Genomic DNA, 16,517 nt, shown 5'->3' with positions numbered 1-16,517 from the left:
CCCGCCTTCGCTTCTAGCTTCGGCGGGTAAACAAAGAGACAAAGGCACAAAGAGATTTCCTTTCTATGAATTTTAAAGAACTAGCAAAGACCTATAAGGGGAAGCGAGTTCTTGTGACCGGAGATACTGGTTTCAAGGGATCCTGGCTGTGTGAGTGGCTGCTCATGATGGGGGCGGATATCGTCGGGATTGGATTGGAGCCGGATACGGATCCGTCGCTGTTTGTCCAGTTGGGTTTGGAGAAGCAAATGGATCACCAGACACTCGATATTAGGGATGCAGAGAAGGTCAGCAAATTGGTAAGGGAGGTTCAGCCAGATATTTTGCTGCACCTGGCTGCCCAGCCGCTGGTTCGTTTGAGCTACGACATTCCTGTTGAAACCTATGCCACCAATGTCATGGGGACTGTCCATTTGCTGAATGCATTGCGTCAGCTGGAGAAGCCCTGTGCAGCGGTATTCGTGACGACCGACAAATGCTATGAGAACAAGGAATGGCTGCATAGCTATCGGGAAGAAGATCCTATGGGCGGACACGATCCCTACAGCTCCAGCAAGGGAGCGTGTGAGATCGCGATTCAATCATTTCGGAAATCATTTTTCCATAATCCCTTGGACCGGGGTATCGCTGTTGCATCCGCCCGTGCAGGAAATGTCATTGGTGGTGGTGACTGGGCGGAAGACAGGATTGTTCCGGATTGTATAAGGGCGCTTTCGCGGGAAGAGGCGATCCCAGTCCGCAATCGCCACGCCACCCGTCCGTGGCAACATGTCCTTGAGCCTCTGGGAGGGTACCTGTTGTTGGGAGCCGACCTCTGGAGGGGATTGAACAAGGAATCCTTCATCTCAGCACGGCTTGAACAATCACAATTGTGCTCTGCCTTCAATTTTGGACCCACGCTGGACTCCAACCGCCCGGTGGCGGAATTAGTTGAGGAAATCCTCAAACACTGGCCAGGCAGTTGGGATGACCGGTCAGATCCGAATGCCCTGCACGAGGCATCGCTGCTGAATCTCGCCATTGATAAGGCCCGGCATGTTTTGGGGTGGGAACCGCGTTGGGATTTTGAGCAGACAATTGCCAATACAGTCGACTGGTATCGGCAAGTTCATGACAATTCCTCGAACACCTTAGAAATGACCGAAAAGCAAATCACCCTTTATTCAAAAAATAATGTCTAAGTCTCCAGAAGCGCTGAAAGCTGAAATCCTGAAACTGACCCGGGAATATTCCCGATTAGTTCACGCCAATAATCGCCCGGGAGACGATCCGCTGCATCCGGGAAACGGCCAGAAGAATGATTCAGGTAACCTTTCGGTTCCCTATGCCGGACGGGTCTTTGATGAGGATGAGGTGGAAGCAGCCGTTTCCTCTACGCTCGATTTCTGGCTGACACTCGGCAAGGAGGGGGATGCCCTGCAGGAGGAGCTGGCGAAGTTCCTCGGGATCAAGAAGTCTATTCTGACAAACTCCGGATCGTCGGCCAACCTGCTGGCAGTCTCATCCCTGACCTCCCACAAGCTGCCCAAGGAGAAGCGCCTGCGGCCGGGTGATGAGGTCATTACCTGCGCGGCCGGCTTCCCGACAACAGTTTCCCCGATGATACAGAACCAACTGGTACCGGTCTTTCTTGATAATAATCCGGTAACAGGGAATGTGGATTTTTCCGGATTGGAAGAGGCATTTGTTCCGGGCAAGACCAAGGCCCTCATGTTTGCCCATACCCTGGGCAATCCGTTTGATTTGAAGACAGCCATTGACTTTTGCAAGAAGCACGATCTCTGGCTGATCGAGGACAATTGCGATGCCTTGGGCTGTTCCTACACGATGCCGGATGGCACAACTCAGTACACGGGAACATGGGGCGACTTATCCACTCAGTCATTCTATCCTCCTCACCACTTGACCATGGGCGAGGGTGGAGCGGTCAATATTCGCCGCGATATGAAACTGAAGATACTCGTGGAAAGTTTCCGCGACTGGGGACGCGATTGCTGGTGTGCCAGTGGTATCGACAACACCTGCAACAAGCGCTTCGGATGGCAGCTCGGGGAATTGCCGGAGGGATACGATCACAAGTACATTTACTCCCACATCGGCTACAATATCAAACCCCTTGACACGCAGGCCGCCATTGGTCGCCAGCAGGTGAAAAAGCTTCCCAAGTTTATTCAGGCCAGAAAGGACAATTGGGAGTTTCTGCGAAAGGGCCTGGCCGGCATGGATGAGTTCTTTGAGTTCTGCCTGCCAACGCATGCCACCGGATGGTCTCCAGACGGATTTACTTGGGACGGATCCGGGTGCCGGGTGGATTGCTCCTGGTTCGGATTCATGCTGCTGGTTCGCCCAGAGGCGCCGTTTACCAAGTCAGCTTTCGCCAAGCATCTTGATCAGAAGAAAATCGGCAACCGCATGCTCTTCGGCGGTAATCTTGTTCGTCAGCCTGCCTTCGTGCAATTGAAGAAGGATTATCCTGAGGCTTTCCGTGTGGTTGGTGATTTGGTCGGAGCTGATCGTATCATGAATGAGGCGATCTTTATCGGAGTCTATCCGGGACTGACCAAGGGGCAGATGGAATATATGATAGACGGTATCCAGGAATTTGTCCGCAGGTAATCTCAATGTTTGAAATAATCGAAGAACCGCTTCCCGGTCTTAAGATTGTCAAGCCGCGACAATTTTGTGATGACCGTGGGGAATTTATCAAGACTTTCCATTCTGGTCTTTGGAAGAAGCTGGGACTGTCTTTTGCCTTAGAGGAAGAATTCTTCTCTGTATCCAAATTGAATGTGCTTCGAGGCATGCACTTTCAACTACCGCCTCATGCGCATAACAAGGTGGTCTATTGCGTGTCAGGTTCAGTTTTGGATGTCGTTGTAGACCTGCGAACAGGATCCCCTACGTTTGGAAAGAGCGCCTCGATTGAATTGAGCGGCGATAACCGCCTGATATTTTTCATTCCTATTGGTTTCGCCCATGGGTTTCTGTCTCTCAGCGATGACTCCTGCATGATTTACAAGACCGACATGGTATATGCGCCCGAACACGATACCGGGATTCGCTGGGACAGCTTCGGGTTCAACTGGCCGGGGGATTCTTTTGAGATTTCTGACCGGGATCAGGGGTTTGCTAAAATGAATGAGTTCGATTCACCGTTCCTATTTACACGATGAAGATCTTTTTCACAGGGGCCAGTTCTTTTACCGGTTTCTGGTTTGCAAAGACTCTGGCAGAAGCAGGCCACGAAGTAACGGGCACATTCACCAGGGCAGGGCTTGGAGAGTATAAGGATTTGTATCACACGCGAACAGAACTATTGTTGCCGCTGATCAAGCCGGTTTGGAATTGTCGAATGGGGTCGGAGGAAATGCTGGAGGCCCTGGGAGCGCAGGACTATGATCTTCTCTGCTTGCACGGGGCTGTTGTCGGAAATCACAAGGCGCCTGACTTCCCAGTGATGGACGCAGTCCAACAGAATACCCTGAATCTGGATGAGGTGCTCAAGGTCGCAAAAAGGGCAGGGGTCAAATCGGTCATTCATACCAGTTCATACTTCGAGGCAGATACCGGAAAGGGCACAAAACCGCTAGAGGCATTCTCACCCTATGCACTCAGCAAAACCCTGACGTGGCATATTGTTCGGTTCGCGTGCTATCAGGCAAAAATGCCTCTAGGAAAGTTTGTCGTGGCTAATCCTTTTGGACCTTACGAGAAAGGCGGCTTTACTACTTATTTAGCAAAGAGTTGGCTTGCGGGCGAGGTGCCGGTGGTAAAGTCGCCTGATTATGTGAGGGACAATGTGCCCGTGGAACTCATGGCTCTCTGCTACCTTGAATTTTCCAAGCGAATACAGGCCAATCCGCATGCAAATGAGAAAATGGATCCCGGGTATTTCGATGAGCCTCAAGGCCAATTTGCAAAAAGGTTTTCAATGCAAATGCACGGGCGATTGGAAAGCGAATGCAGCGTCAGGTTCGCCTCACAGGAAGATTTCAGCGAACCAAAAATCCGGACAAACTCCATTAAAGCCACTTCAATTGTCTCGGATTGGTCTGAGGATCTCTTCTGGGATGGGCTTGCCGCCTACTATAGGTGCTGACGGATAGGATTCATGCTTGTTGTAATTCCAACATATACAAGGACCGCTACACTTCCCATCGTTCTCAGGTCTCTTTTTGACGCAGAGATACCAGAGGGGGAGGAAATGCGATTACTCGTTGTGAATAATCATCCTCCAAGCAGGGAGCTGATACAGGAGCTTATCACAGATGACTATTTATCCCATAAGGATGCAACTCTCCAGTGGGATTTGATCATACATCACCGTGAGAAAACAATCGAGCCGGTCGAAAACTGGTATACAGCCATTGAGGAATTCGCGAAAGAGGATGAACTTGTTCTGCTACATGGCGATGATGATATTTTTACTCCCTGGTCCTTGATTTCCCGTTTCAAGGCATATCGAGAATTGGGATCAGATATCCTTCTTACCTACAGCTTGAGCGGTAATTTCTTTCTCGACAATTGTTCATATGTATTTTGCCCGCATCTTAAGACCCTGAGGAAGACAGCGGCCGATCCTGAAAATCTTGATTGGACGAAAATGAATGCGTGGGATGCCTCGTTCATCGGATGCCATGCTTATACTATGGGCCCCGGATTCAGGAAGGCATTACAAAAGGCATATGAATGGTGTGATCAACTTGACTGGTTGGACAGCTACACCAGACGTTTAATGTTGCCGTTTTACCTGCCTTTGGCCGGTCGATTTGTGGGGGCCAAAGTCGCTGGCCTTCCTGAGGTCTGCGTATTGCGGGGCATGCAGCTTTCTGAATATGAAAACCTGAATCTCGGGACGTCCGGATGGAACAGCGGATTCCTGATGTTATGCGTATACGCGGTTTTGAAAAATGGTGATCTTGAATCCAACAGGGAACTTGATCCTATACGAAGGCGCTTCATGAAAAATGCAGGGGTGTGGTCTCTTGTTTGTATCCAAGATAAAAGAGTCGGTTTCCGAAAATTTGCAGGAACTATCCAGCGATCAGGAGGAAAATCAGAATTTTGGGCGCAACTCCGGATATGGCAGGCTTTGTCACTTTGGCTAAAAAATCTTTTTGGACTACGCGGATATAAGGCCCGGAGGAAATATCGCAGGGAAGCCGTAACGGTAGACAAGTTCTTTGGAATTCTGGATTCCTGCCAAAAGGGTTGAAAGTCGAGAGTATTCAAAAATCGCTTAAAAAATCCATGCAGGATATTTCACTATGATCCCCCGTAAAAGCCGCCGGAAAGCCGCTGTGTGGGGACTCATGTTTTCATACTCAAGCATAGTCTACGCGATCATTTCAGGAATCGCTCTGGTTCCGCTCTATCTTAGACATATTCCTCTCGACCTCTACGGAGCCTGGTTGGCCACTGGCAATGTACTTGTCTGGCTTACTGTCGTCGACCCAGGCATTGCCAGTGTTATCACTCAACGCGCAGGAGTAGCCTACGGGAAAAAAGACAATCTTGCACTGATGGGGTACACCACTGCTGGGCTGCTTATAACCCTTGGCATTTGCGTGTTTATTGTGGGGACTGGTTGGGGCATCTCTTTCTATCTGCCCGATTGGGTGAATCTTTCAAATGAAAGCACATCAATCATTTTGAGAAAGGCCTTTCTGATGGCTATTTCGGGAACAGCCATCATGATCCTTTCGTATGCTTTAAGCGCCGTTAATTATGGCATGCTTGGTAGCCTAGGGCCGGGGATCGTTGGAGTGATATCGAGTTTCGGCTCATTAATAGTTATCGCCGTTTTGATATTTGCTGATTACGGACTTTACGCGATTGCCGCCGGTTTTCTTTTCCGGGGTTCTGGATTACTGCTTGGAAATTCTGGATATCTTCTTTGGCGGTTGCACAAAGAGGGAATTAAGCCCGCATTCAGCATTTCAAAATTTGGCGAGGTTTTGAGTCTCCTGTCTTTCACCTCCATCGGGAAGGTCGGCACAACCTTCAGTTCTCATATGGACGCATTTCTAATCTCGCGTTTTATCGGACCAGAGACGGTTGCCGTTTATGTATTGACCAAGCGAAGTTTTAACATCGGGGAAACCCTTCTTAATCGTACTGGTCAGGCTGTTGGTGTTGGCATTTCCCATCTTAGTGGCGAAGGGGATTATGTGAAAATCCGAAGCGTTATAAGGCGCTTGATTAAGCTAAACATATGGATGCTGGGATTGGCCTTTGGAGGATTTCTTTCCCTCAACAAGACATTTGTTAGCCTGTGGGTTGGAGAAGAGTTCTTTGCAGGAACCCTCATCTCAAGTCTCCTATGTTTTTATCTGGTTTCGCGGGTCATGCTAACTGTCATGAGTTCACTCTGTGTTTCACTAGGCGATATCAAGCGTAGTTCAGTTGTGATATTCACTTATTCCATACTGGTGTTCGCGATTTTGTTGGCTGGAATCTATTACCTCGGAATCTTGGGCGCAATTATTGCTCCGCTGGTTGGATACAGCGTTGTATACTTCTGGTATTATCCCAAGTCCCTTTCAAAGAGAGCACGCTTGATTAAGTCCGATTGGATTGAATTCGGAATTGAGGTAATAAAAGCAGCCACTTGCGCGATTCTTCTTTCTTTCTTTTTCTTCTTTTATCAACCAGCTCAATGGCTGCTTTTTGGTCTTGCTGCAGGAACGTACGCTCTGTCCTATGGACTTTTGATTTGTTCTGTATCAAAAGAGGCAAGAGTTGAGTTTTCCTCCCTATTAACTGTTATCGCAGCCAAGGTCAGGGAAATCAAACACGCGAGAGCTCGATAGACTAGTATGTAGACTTATGGCTAATATTGCACCTGCACCATCCCGGAAACTCAACTGGGTTTCCTCCGTCGAGGAAAGAAATTCGGCAAGCTTGTCGAATTTGGAATCCAAAATGAGCGACTACTATTTGCGCGGCCAGTACTATGAGGATATTGTCCAAGGAACCACACTTTGGAACAAACCCGGTGAAGCCCCATTTCATCAGGATATAATTGAGCGGGTTAAGGGTAGGAGCTTGTTGGAGATCGGATGTGGAACCTCGCAAATCCTGAGCACAGGCGCAATCAACTATGAAGATTATTCCGGCTGTGATTTCTCGCCTGAAATCATGTCGAAGAGCGCCAAGGCCTTTCCGGGCGGAACATTCAAAACACTGGAAGAGGGGGGGATGCTCCCATTTCCCGACGCGGCATTTGAAGCGGTATTTTCGGTTTTCGTGCTGGAGCATGCGGTCTATCCCAATCGATTTATTGATGAAAGCATGCGGGTATTAAAGCCTGGCGGGACATGGATTCTCTTATGCCCAGACTTTCTGGGGAAGAACCGGATGACATCCCAGCGCGCAGGGTTTTCCCTCGGCTCGGGAATGCAAAAACTCAGGAAGGGTCGCATTCTCGATGCATTCCTGACCGCAATTGATGTTCGCTTGAGGATTCCGGCGGCTTGCAGGAGATTGCGAGGGATCGCTGATCAGAAACCCGCATTTTTTGTGAACCTAAGTCCTGTTTGTTTTTGTGAAGAGAGTTTTCGCCCCGATGTGGATGCCATCTACCTGACCTACAGTCGGGAGATAATGGAATATTCACGGAAGCACCTTGAGTTTGAGGAACTTCCTGAATCGCTAAGCAAGGCGGCAGACCTGAGCAGGCTGATCTATCTTGTGGCTCGTAAACGTGAATCCTAGGAGTTTTGTTTTATGAGAAGTGCTGTACTGATTTTGTTTTATGACTGTAGTCAATTGATACTTCGGGCAATTGCCAACAGTGCACCACATGTTGAGAAGATTTATGTGTCTTACAGTCCATATCCATGGTCCTACAATCCGGAGGCCCGCGAAAAGTTCAGGAATCCGAGTGACCCGGGAATCTTGAAGGAGTCTCCCCATCTTGATAAATTGCAATTGATCGAGGGCGACTGGGCGACCGAGGAGGACCAGCGAAATGAAGTCCTCGATCTCGCCCGTGAAGAGGGGTTCGACATTCTTATTGTGCAGGATGCAGATGAATTCTTCATGAGTGAGGATTATGCGGCCAACCTTGCTCAGATTGAAAGCAACAGGGATTTTGCCTATTTCCGCACCCCTTGGTATCAATTCTGGAAAGACACGCGCCATGTCATACTTTGCCGGGAGAGTTTGACTTACCGGAAAGGTCTTGTGGAAACCCGACTGAAGAATACGACCTTGGCATTCAGCATGGCGTTCGCCTTGAACCTGCACAGTGACATACGCTTCAACCATTGTCGTCGCCCAAGTCATGTTGACGACTACCTGATGCTTGATCGTCCCTGTTATCACCTGTCATATGTTCTTAGCGATAATCAGGTTGAGCGTAAGATACGCACATATGGACACACCAATCAGATTCGGCATGCACAATGGCTGCGCCGAAAGTGGTACGGTTGGCAACCCTCCACTCGTTGCCTGCACCCCTTGAATCCAGCTGCCTGGTTGAAGGCCGTTCCTTTTGGTGGTCCTCTTCCAAAGGAACTGGAGGATCTACCTGAAGTGGAAAACCAGTATACTCCGCTCACATGGCTTGAGAAAACTAAGGAGTTTATAATCGACCTTGGGGATTTGATACGGATGCGGTTGAAGGTATTAAAGTCACAGGCTATCGCCCGTATCTCGAAATAGTAATGTCACGGGAACTCAATTGCCGAATGCTTCTCTCCGGGGGGTTGGGAAATCAACTTTTCCAGTATGCCTTTGCCCGTTCCTTGAGCCTTCGCAGCGGTGCAAAACTCATTCTGGATACAGGGACCTTTTTCAAGATCGATCATCGTTATAAACGCCAATATGCCCTTGATGCCTTCACCTGTGACAGCAGCGTCAGGAAATTCGGCGGTAGTGGCCCTTTTGGGCGTTTCTATCGGCGCTGCTGGATGCAGGCCGAAAAAGGCCAGCCATTTTCAAGGCGACGGTTTGTCGACGAGCCCCGTCCCCTCGGCTACTATCCTGAGTATGGAGCATGGAAACTGGACCGTTCGGCCTGTCTGTCCGGATATTGGCAGTGCCCCGAGTATTTCCGCGAATGTGAACCACAATTGCGGGAAGACTTGCGTTTTGTCGAACCACTATCCGGAGAGTCCTCGAAACTTGTGGAAGAACTTGAGGAATCCACTTCTGTTGCTGTGCACCTTCGGAGATTGGATTTTGGGACCAAGTTGACAATGAGGTACTATAAATCTGCAATCGAGCAAATGCGGAAGCGCTTTGGTAATGCCAGGTTTTTCATCTTCAGCGATGATCCTCAGTGGTGGATTGAGGAGGGCCAATGTGGAAATGAATTCGTGCTCATGAGTGCCGGAAACCGAAGTGCAATGGAGGACTTTCAGCTAATGACCCATTGCCGGCATTTCATAATTGCCAACAGCTCATTCAGTTGGTGGGCCGCCTGGCTGGGTTCTGCTACCGACAAGTGCGTCATCGCACCGCCTACAAATTCCTGGCTCAATCCAAATACCATTCCGGAGGAATGGGAAGTAATCCAGTAAAGTTAAATCAAGAAATTGAGGTTACTCATCTGCACCTATGACCAGTTTGTTTCCAAGCATCACTGTAAGTAAGACTCCACAAGGGTGGAATGTTTCCGGGGATTACCAGGTTTCCCTTGGATATCACCTGCCCCTTGCCGATGGCCATGATGACGGAATGTTTGCCGAGTGGAAATGGGATGGAAGGAAGCTCATCGCTAAAGTTGACTGGCTTGGCGTCCATCCGCTCTTCTATGGATATCACAACGGGGTGCTTGTCCTTTCCAATAATGTCATGCGGGTATTGGAAGGGGGTATTCCGGCAACCCTTGATTTGGCGGCGATCGGGGTGTTCTTTCGTTTGGGATTCTATGTTGATTGTGATACACCCTTCAAATTCATCAGATCATTCCCACCGGGTGGGTCTCTTGTCTGGGAAGATGGGAATCTCTCGGTAACTGAGAAATATCCCGAACCCGAATATAGCGAGGTAACCAGGAATTCTGAAAAGGACGCTTACATCGAGTTGACCCGGCAGTCGATCGGACGAAGGAAAGCGTTGCATGGTGATTTCATCCAGCCCGTGTCCGGGGGGCGTGATTCCCGGCACATCCTGGCCGAGCTTGTCCACCAAGGTGTTAAGCCACAGTACACCTACACCATTGAGACTGTCGGAAAAGGCCAACCGAACTGTGATGAGGCCATTGCTGCTGCTGTCTCTGGTCGTTTAGGCATCACTCACAAGGTTTTGAATCACCCTGTTTCATCCGAATTGGAGCGGGAAGCCTTGAAGAACATTCTGACAAATTTCACAACAAATGAGGGCACATGGATGCTTGGGGCCCTGCAGGTGCTTCAGGAACAACCTGAAGCCTTGTATGACGGGTTTCTGGGAGACGTGCTCAGCGCATTCCATTGGTCGACATGTGATGACTTCCTTGAGTCTTACCAAAAAAGCGGAACGACCGGGGCAGTAGATGCGATTATCCGGAAATTCAACAGGCAAAGCTGGGATGTGGATGAAACTCTTGGTCGTATCTTTGGGGAAGCTCCAGAATTGAGTATGGACCATACCCGTCAGCACATCGCGCAATTCTTTTCCAAGTTCACGCATCACCACAATCCCATCACCCAGTTTTTCATATTCAGCAGAGGCCGGCGCGAGATCGCAATGTCCACATGGGGCACCTATCCATTTGTAAGGAATATTCTAGTTCCCTATCTCGACAGGGATCTTTTCATGTTTTATCTGGGACTTCCCGAGCGAGTGGAGTTACCTTATGGTGAGACCCGTAGTGAAGCAATTTCCTCGGCGTTCCCGGCCTTGAAAGGTTTGCCTTATGCCATGTCACCACGCATGACGAAAGGATCTGCTCTGCGCCGTAGAGTTCTGCTCCTCAAGAATATTCTCCAAGGAGGATATAGCGGCCTTGGGTGTCGCTTCCCGACACTTGCCAAGTGGGCAGGACAAAGCGTATTGAACAGAAACAATAACCAGCCTGATTTCATCAGCACGGTCTACCTCGAACAGGTCCAGCAGATTCCGCTGCAAGCCCAAGGTGGAGCAGGACTGGCAAAGGTTGAGGAAAAACTCGGACACCTTACCGCCTAGAAGATGACGGACATCCAACGAATTCTTTGCATCGGTTCCTACCGGTTGCCATCCAATGCCCTTCTACGCACCCGTGCATTTGCCAGATTGGGATATTCCGTTGAATCGGTCGACAGCACCTTCCGTGGAATGCGGCTGAGGAGAATATCCCCGCTTCTTGCCCAGACGGTCACCCGATGGGTGTTGAACCGGAGAATCAGGCGTCTTCTTGCCCATTTCCAGCCGGACCTCGTCTTCTTTGAGAAAAATCTTTGGATGACTCCCGCTGATCTGGACTCCCTGCGAAAGTTGGGAAAGGACGGGATGAAACTCGTCCACTATAACCCGGATGACCCTTTTGGCGAATTCTCTGCTGTATGGAGCCATTTCATCGAGACGATTCCCTGTTATGACGTCCATTTCGTTCCCAAGGCCGAGAATGTTACGGAATACGAGGGTAGAGGGGGTAAGCGGGTTTATCCGTTCGACCGGTCATTCGACCTGGAGATGAACAAGCCAGTTGAGTTGGGTCCGGATGACAAGGAAGTGTATGGGTGCCCCGTCGGTTTCATCGGATCCTGGGCGGTTCACCGGGAAGAAATGATTGCCCGCCTTGTCAGGGAGGGAATTCCTGTGGCAATTTGGGGGAAGAACTGGGAGAAGGGTCGCTATTGGGATGAGCTAAAGGAGCACTGGAGAGGCCCCCCCAGATTGGGAGAGGACTACACGAAAGCCATTTGTGGAATGGAAATTGCCCTGCACTTTCTGCGTCGTGAAAATCGTGATTTGCAGGATAGCCGGACCTTTGAGATTCCTGCCTGCGGGACCTTTATGCTTGCCGAAAGGACGCCCGACCACGAACGCCTTTTCAGGGATGGACAAGAGGCCGTATTTTTTGATGATTTTGATGATCTTTTCGAAAAGACGAACTTTTACATGAATCATGAAAATATCAGACAGCAGATTGCCAAAGCAGGACGGAGCCGTTGTTTGGAATCGGGCTATTCACATGATTGCCGGATGAAGGGGTTAATTTCACTGATTGAAGAAACAAAATGACTTATTCCAGAGTACAGCATTCCCATCACGGAAGTCCTCCCATTGGTCGATTTCATTCCCCCTCGATGGACGACAAGTCCTTGGGAATTTCATTATCGCTTGCTGGAACGTTTCTCTTTCTTTGCCTGAGTTTTGGTCTGAATATGTCGGGCTATGGTCGCTGGAGCTTTGCCTCAGCGTTATTGATGACAATCCTTCTGGATGCTTTTCTCTGGCTTAGCGTGATTGCAAAAGATACTCGCTGCCTTCCCTTGAAGGCTGCTTTTGTCTTTTGTTGGATCTACAAGTTTTTTCCTTTTGCCCTCTGCTTTTCCCTGCCGATATCGGAAGACTACTTATTCCCATTTTGGGATGTACTGTTTGGTTCACCTGTTGAATCGGCGTTGGGCCAGAGTATCCCCACGGTTTCCGTAGCAATTGTTTACTTGATAACCCAGCATTTTATTCCTCGAAGATCGAGTGTCGAAATTCAGTCTATCAGACAGGTCTTTCAGGGAGCTGGCCCCCATTTCGAGGCTTTTTTGATCTTTGCCGGTGTTATCAAGTTCCTACAGCATATCGCTGTGCTCGGGCTGGATAATCCAATATTTTATTTTGTTCGAATTGCCGGAATGGCCCTCTACTTTGTTCCCTTTTTTGTGGGTTTGACAGCGTTTCAGTATAAGCGCTCTACCATTGTTTGGTTGATTGTCCTTGGATTGGGTGTCGTAGCTTCTTACCTGACCGGTAGCCGCGGGACGGCCTTTTATCCAATCCTTTATTTTCTTGTGGGATTTGCCATTGGCTTGCCCAACTGGCGGACGAGAATTAGATGGGGAATTTTTGCCGTTTTTCCTATCTGTATTTTCCTTTTTGTGACTGCAGTGAATATCGGTGCTGCCCGCGATGTCCTCGGGAGAAGGAGTATTGTTGCGGCCTTGAGCGGGGAAAATCTCATGGGAGAGGCTGGTGAGTCATTCATTCAGGCGAAACTGGAATCGGATGAAACGGTCGCTTTTAAGGCTTTTCGCCGATTAACAAGCTGGCCCGCCTATGCTATCCCACCTATGACACCCGAGAATGTTCCCTACCGCGGGTTTGGGGACTTTCCATACCAGGTAAGATCTGCGTTTACCCTTGGTATAACGGCGATGTTGTCGGATGGTTTTCGAGGAGCCTATTATTTTGATAATTTGTTCCTTGTGCCTTATGGCTTTTCGGTTGGGGTTGATGCAGCAGGCAGAAAATACACCAATGTTGAATTTCCTTTACACGTTGCCGCATTTACCAGAGGCGGCTGGATAGCAGCATTTACAATGACGATACTGGCTTTTGTAGTTGTATATATAGTGAATCAGAAGCTTAGAAAATATCTTATCCGCAAGTACTATCCGGTTTATTTAATGATGATAACATTCTTGTGTTACATTGCCGCCGTTCGGTTCACTAAAGCCAGTTTTGTGGACAGCATGCGGCAATTGGTCTTGGAAGGTACTTTTACCTTGGTAATCTTGTTGGCCTTCTTCTACTTCATGAAGAATGTTTTGGGAGTCAGGCAAAGGAGCTCTCTCCGTGCGCCAAGGTCCCGACGTTTGCCTGTCTGACGCTTACCCAATGTTCAGGTTTACCATATGGCTTTAAAGTTGATTGTTCTTCTAGGAGCGGCCCGCTCTGGAACAACTTTTCTTGGGCGGACCTCCCTTTCCCGTTGCTCGAATCTCGAGTACTGGGGCGAACCGTATCACGTCTGGGTGCATGGCCATGCCTACAGGAAAGACGATGTTCTGGGTGCGGACGACGCAACACCGGAAATCTCCCACTATATCCGCAAGCGTCTCGAAGAACGCCTAGCGAAGAGCGGCAAGGAGTTTCTTCTTGAGAAGACTCCAAGTAATTGTCTGCGAATTCCCTTCATTAGGGAAATCTTCCCTGAGGCCCGGTTCATACACCTTTTCCGCGATCCGGCCGCCGCAATTGCCTCGACCGTCAAGGAGTGGCGCGGAGACGGACATGAAGCTCTGGATAGCAAGGAACTCCGGCAAGGAGGACGCGCGGTCCGCGTGGGTAAGGGAATGCGGGCATACCTCAAAATCCGGGAGCGCGTGGAAGACATGACCGACCTGCTGGAATTGCCGGCCTACCTGCCAAGATTTATTAGATTCTGTATGCGGAATTGGACGACAGGCAAGGATTTCACATGGGGACCCCGGTTTCCGGGAATGCGCGCCTTTAGGCGTACCCATACCTTGCATGAAACCTGTGCGGAACAATGGCGCTGGCAAGTTGAAGGGGTTCTGGATCACACGGCTGATCTTGGTCCGGACCGGCTTTACACAATGTCTTTTGAGGATTTGATGACAAACCCCGAAGAGCAACTGAAGGCAGTTATGAACTGGATGGGGGGAGAGATGCGCTTGGAAGTCCTTAAAGGGATTGTCAAATCGGTACAATCCAAGAGGGCGTCGGGAAGGGATCCCCTTGCCGGGCTTCCTGATCAGGAAAGGGAAAATATCCGGGCGATTGTTTCCCCCGTGGCGAGCCGGATGAGGCTCCGCAAACCCTCTAATTGATGATTCCTTCCAACCGAATCCTTTTTATGAGCCAAGCCATCCCGCAACACATTACCAAGACGATTGAGGCAAAAAGAAACGATAGGGGAATCTCGAGCCAGGGGGCCGGATCCACGGGGCGCCAATCATGAGTGAACCTTGCCAAGAGTCTGGCGGCCAGTGGATTTGCGACAAATATTGTCATAGTATTAGCGCCTGCAAAGCAAATGAACCCGGAAACCAAAGGGTTTCGGGGTGGATTCAAGCGGAGCTGAAGCACACTTGTTGAAATTAGAATGGAGGCAATGGCAACACCCGGTGTGACATAGGCGTCATGCTCCCGACCAAGCAAAGAAAGGATGAAAAACTCTAGGGGAATTAGGACGATCGCTGCCGTCCACCAGCCACTCAGCCTTGGCAATTGTCCACGGGACAAGGCAATTCCAGCGAAGACATACGGAATGCTGTGAAAAAAAGGCCTCATTTTTAACTGAAGAAGAATTTCCGGAACGAGATGGTGGGCATATCCGAAAACAAGATAGGTGGCAGCGGAAAAGGCGAGAATACCGATTCTCAATGCGGGCCGGTTGTATGCCCAGACGAGAACGGGAAACAGCGGAATCAATTGGAGAAGGATAAAGAAAAAGAACTGACCCGGCCAGGAACCCCCGCCAAAGTGCCGGATGGCGAACTTCAGGAGAGTTGGCATAAGCCACTCCTCACGAAAAAGGCTGTATGCAAGACTCCAGACGATGAAGACGGTCAGGATATGCAGAAAACGCTTTCCAATGTAACGCCATGGATGCTCTTGCCGGCTAAGGGAACGGGCCATGAAATAGGAGAACATCATGAGAAAGCACGGCACGGCCGCCCGGAATATCCATGTGATGTAAACCGTCGCATTTTCTCCAACCATCCAAATGGAATGAATGTAAACGACCCCGAAGATAGCTATCGCCTTGAGGAGGTCGGGTGCGAATTGCCTGGTTGATGATTGCATGGATCGAAAAGTTAGAGGCTTGGCCTCAAATTTAAATGACTTAACAAGGAACTTCTTAAAAGAAAATTATCGCTAATATAAAATGGAAAGCTCAACGACAAAACCCAAAGAGTCCCCCTCGACTTACGACAACTACCGCCAATGGAAAAACTGGAGTAAGGACCGGTCTGTGGAGAAATGGTTCATCGAATACTTTGAGGGAGAGATCCGGCAGGCAGGCCTGACGGAGGCGAAAAGCTTGCTGGAGGTCGGCTTTGGCAACGGGGATTTCATGCGTTGGGCCCTGTCACAGGGCAAGCAGATTACCGGGACAGAGATTATTCCGGAGCTGGTTGAGCGTGGTCGCGAATCCGGCCTGGATGTTTATCTTTACAACATTGCGGACATGGAAATCGACGACGGACCCCTAGCCGGAAAACGTTACGACGGGATTATCCTCTTTGACGTGATCGAGCACCTGACCGCGAAGGACGGCATGCTGGCTTTGAAGCGCCTGGCAGGGCTTTTAAATCCCGGAGGAAGGATCGTGCTCCGCTTCCCGAATGGGGACAGCCCCCTTTCGGTGCCTATTCAAAACGGCGATCATACACACCGGAATGCCATTGCCAAAAGCAAACTTGTCCAGATGTGTCTGGGAACGGGACTAACCGTCTTGTCATACAGAAACGCCCAGCGAATAGCCGCGAGAAAGTCGACCGCATGGTTCAAGTGGATTTTGTTTCGCCTGCGGGACCTGACCGAGATTGTCGTCGGGTATTTGTTTTTCAACCAGCGTCGTCCGCTGGATCCCGTTGCAACAGCTGTGCTGGGCAAAGCTGATTGATCAGGAACCT

The 16,517-nt window shown here is 49.7% G+C and carries 15 protein-coding genes; 14 read left to right on the top strand and 1 reads right to left on the bottom strand.

What is annotated here, in order from left to right; translation table 11 throughout:
* The first annotated feature begins 65 nt into the window (after nucleotides 1–65).
* The 13 genes from rfbG to G0Q06_RS11295 all read left to right on the top strand — a co-directional run bounded on the left by rfbG (nucleotide 66) and on the right by G0Q06_RS11295 (nucleotide 14,705).
* Entirely contained in the window at nucleotides 66–1,181 is a 1,116-nt protein-coding gene (rfbG, locus tag G0Q06_RS11355) for a CDP-glucose 4,6-dehydratase (protein WP_163966015.1), read from the top strand.
* Nucleotides 1,174–2,616 carry a lipopolysaccharide biosynthesis protein RfbH gene (gene rfbH / locus G0Q06_RS11350; protein ID WP_163966014.1) on the top strand — a complete coding sequence of 481 codons (1,443 nt, stop codon included), beginning with the start codon at nucleotides 1,174–1,176 and terminating at the stop codon, nucleotides 2,614–2,616. The genes rfbG and rfbH overlap by 8 nt, the downstream gene beginning before the upstream one ends.
* Nucleotides 2,617–2,621: 5 nt before the next feature.
* Nucleotides 2,622–3,173 (top strand): dTDP-4-dehydrorhamnose 3,5-epimerase, encoded by a 552-nt coding sequence (gene rfbC / locus G0Q06_RS11345; RefSeq protein ID WP_163966010.1) that lies wholly within the window; start codon nucleotides 2,622–2,624, stop codon nucleotides 3,171–3,173.
* On the top strand, nucleotides 3,170–4,099 hold the full coding sequence (locus G0Q06_RS11340) for an NAD-dependent epimerase/dehydratase family protein (RefSeq protein ID WP_163966008.1): 930 nt from the start codon (nucleotides 3,170–3,172) through the stop codon (nucleotides 4,097–4,099). The genes rfbC and G0Q06_RS11340 overlap by 4 nt, the downstream gene beginning before the upstream one ends.
* Nucleotides 4,100–4,498: 399 nt before the next feature.
* Entirely contained in the window at nucleotides 4,499–5,215 is a 717-nt protein-coding gene (locus G0Q06_RS14545) for a hypothetical protein (protein ID WP_238710736.1), read from the top strand.
* Nucleotides 5,216–5,267: 52 nt separating this feature from the next.
* The gene (locus G0Q06_RS11330) at nucleotides 5,268–6,812 is read left to right on the top strand and encodes a lipopolysaccharide biosynthesis protein (RefSeq protein ID WP_163966004.1); all 1,545 of its coding nucleotides are present in this window, start codon (nucleotides 5,268–5,270) and stop codon (nucleotides 6,810–6,812) included.
* A 16-nt stretch (nucleotides 6,813–6,828) separates the two neighbouring features.
* Nucleotides 6,829–7,716: a class I SAM-dependent methyltransferase gene (locus G0Q06_RS11325; RefSeq protein WP_163966003.1), complete on the top strand. Its 888-nt coding sequence runs from the start codon at nucleotides 6,829–6,831 to the stop codon at nucleotides 7,714–7,716.
* A gap of 12 nt (nucleotides 7,717–7,728) precedes the next feature.
* Nucleotides 7,729–8,667 carry a hypothetical protein gene (locus G0Q06_RS11320; protein ID WP_163966000.1) on the top strand — a complete coding sequence of 313 codons (939 nt, stop codon included), beginning with the start codon at nucleotides 7,729–7,731 and terminating at the stop codon, nucleotides 8,665–8,667.
* Nucleotides 8,668–8,693: 26 nt separating this feature from the next.
* On the top strand, nucleotides 8,694–9,527 hold the full coding sequence (locus G0Q06_RS11315; RefSeq protein ID WP_238710734.1) for an alpha-1,2-fucosyltransferase: 834 nt from the start codon (nucleotides 8,694–8,696) through the stop codon (nucleotides 9,525–9,527).
* 37 nt (nucleotides 9,528–9,564) lie between these two features.
* Nucleotides 9,565–11,118, top strand: a complete 1,554-nt coding sequence (locus tag G0Q06_RS11310) for an asparagine synthetase B family protein (protein WP_163965995.1) — start codon at nucleotides 9,565–9,567, stop codon at nucleotides 11,116–11,118.
* Between the two features lie 3 nt (nucleotides 11,119–11,121).
* Entirely contained in the window at nucleotides 11,122–12,156 is a 1,035-nt protein-coding gene (locus G0Q06_RS11305) for a CgeB family protein (RefSeq protein WP_163965992.1), read from the top strand.
* A gap of 65 nt (nucleotides 12,157–12,221) precedes the next feature.
* Entirely contained in the window at nucleotides 12,222–13,739 is a 1,518-nt protein-coding gene (locus tag G0Q06_RS11300) for a hypothetical protein (RefSeq protein WP_163965989.1), read from the top strand.
* Between the two features lie 27 nt (nucleotides 13,740–13,766).
* Nucleotides 13,767–14,705, top strand: coding sequence for a sulfotransferase family protein (locus G0Q06_RS11295; protein WP_163965986.1), 939 nt, complete (start codon nucleotides 13,767–13,769; stop codon nucleotides 14,703–14,705).
* Here G0Q06_RS11295 and G0Q06_RS11290 read toward each other — a convergent pair.
* Entirely contained in the window at nucleotides 14,698–15,684 is a 987-nt protein-coding gene (locus G0Q06_RS11290) for an acyltransferase family protein (RefSeq protein WP_163965982.1), read from the bottom strand. The genes G0Q06_RS11295 and G0Q06_RS11290 overlap by 8 nt on opposite strands.
* 82 nt (nucleotides 15,685–15,766) lie before the next feature.
* Between G0Q06_RS11290 and G0Q06_RS11285 the strand changes: the two genes are divergently transcribed.
* Nucleotides 15,767–16,507, top strand: a complete 741-nt coding sequence (locus G0Q06_RS11285; protein ID WP_163965979.1) for a class I SAM-dependent methyltransferase — start codon at nucleotides 15,767–15,769, stop codon at nucleotides 16,505–16,507.
* Nucleotides 16,508–16,517: the final 10 nt, after the last annotated feature.

The organism is Oceanipulchritudo coccoides (assembly GCF_010500615.1).
Taxonomy (GTDB): Bacteria; Verrucomicrobiota; Verrucomicrobiia; order Opitutales; family Oceanipulchritudinaceae; genus Oceanipulchritudo; species Oceanipulchritudo coccoides.
The sequence above is the reverse complement of the archived record's forward strand: the minus strand, read 5'-3'. Positions and strand labels throughout refer to the sequence as shown.

Bases quoted from the DNA above. Each gene is read 5' to 3' on its own strand.
- rfbG (WP_163966015.1), top strand. From the start codon at position 66: ATGAATTTTAAAGAACTAGCAAAGACCTATAAGGGGAAGCGAGTTCTT.
- rfbH (WP_163966014.1), top strand. From the start codon at position 1,174: ATGTCTAAGTCTCCAGAAGCGCTGAAAGCTGAAATCCTGAAACTGACC.
- rfbC (WP_163966010.1), top strand. From the start codon at position 2,622: ATGTTTGAAATAATCGAAGAACCGCTTCCCGGTCTTAAGATTGTCAAG.
- G0Q06_RS11340 (WP_163966008.1), top strand. From the start codon at position 3,170: ATGAAGATCTTTTTCACAGGGGCCAGTTCTTTTACCGGTTTCTGGTTT.
- G0Q06_RS11330 (WP_163966004.1), top strand. From the start codon at position 5,268: ATGATCCCCCGTAAAAGCCGCCGGAAAGCCGCTGTGTGGGGACTCATG.
- G0Q06_RS11325 (WP_163966003.1), top strand. From the start codon at position 6,829: ATGGCTAATATTGCACCTGCACCATCCCGGAAACTCAACTGGGTTTCC.
- G0Q06_RS11320 (WP_163966000.1), top strand. From the start codon at position 7,729: ATGAGAAGTGCTGTACTGATTTTGTTTTATGACTGTAGTCAATTGATA.
- G0Q06_RS11315 (WP_238710734.1), top strand. From the start codon at position 8,694: ATGCTTCTCTCCGGGGGGTTGGGAAATCAACTTTTCCAGTATGCCTTT.
- G0Q06_RS11310 (WP_163965995.1), top strand. From the start codon at position 9,565: ATGACCAGTTTGTTTCCAAGCATCACTGTAAGTAAGACTCCACAAGGG.
- G0Q06_RS11305 (WP_163965992.1), top strand. From the start codon at position 11,122: ATGACGGACATCCAACGAATTCTTTGCATCGGTTCCTACCGGTTGCCA.
- G0Q06_RS11300 (WP_163965989.1), top strand. From the start codon at position 12,222: ATGGACGACAAGTCCTTGGGAATTTCATTATCGCTTGCTGGAACGTTT.
- G0Q06_RS11295 (WP_163965986.1), top strand. From the start codon at position 13,767: ATGGCTTTAAAGTTGATTGTTCTTCTAGGAGCGGCCCGCTCTGGAACA.
- G0Q06_RS11290 (WP_163965982.1), bottom strand. From the start codon at position 15,684: ATGCAATCATCAACCAGGCAATTCGCACCCGACCTCCTCAAGGCGATA.
- G0Q06_RS11285 (WP_163965979.1), top strand. From the start codon at position 15,767: ATGGAAAGCTCAACGACAAAACCCAAAGAGTCCCCCTCGACTTACGAC.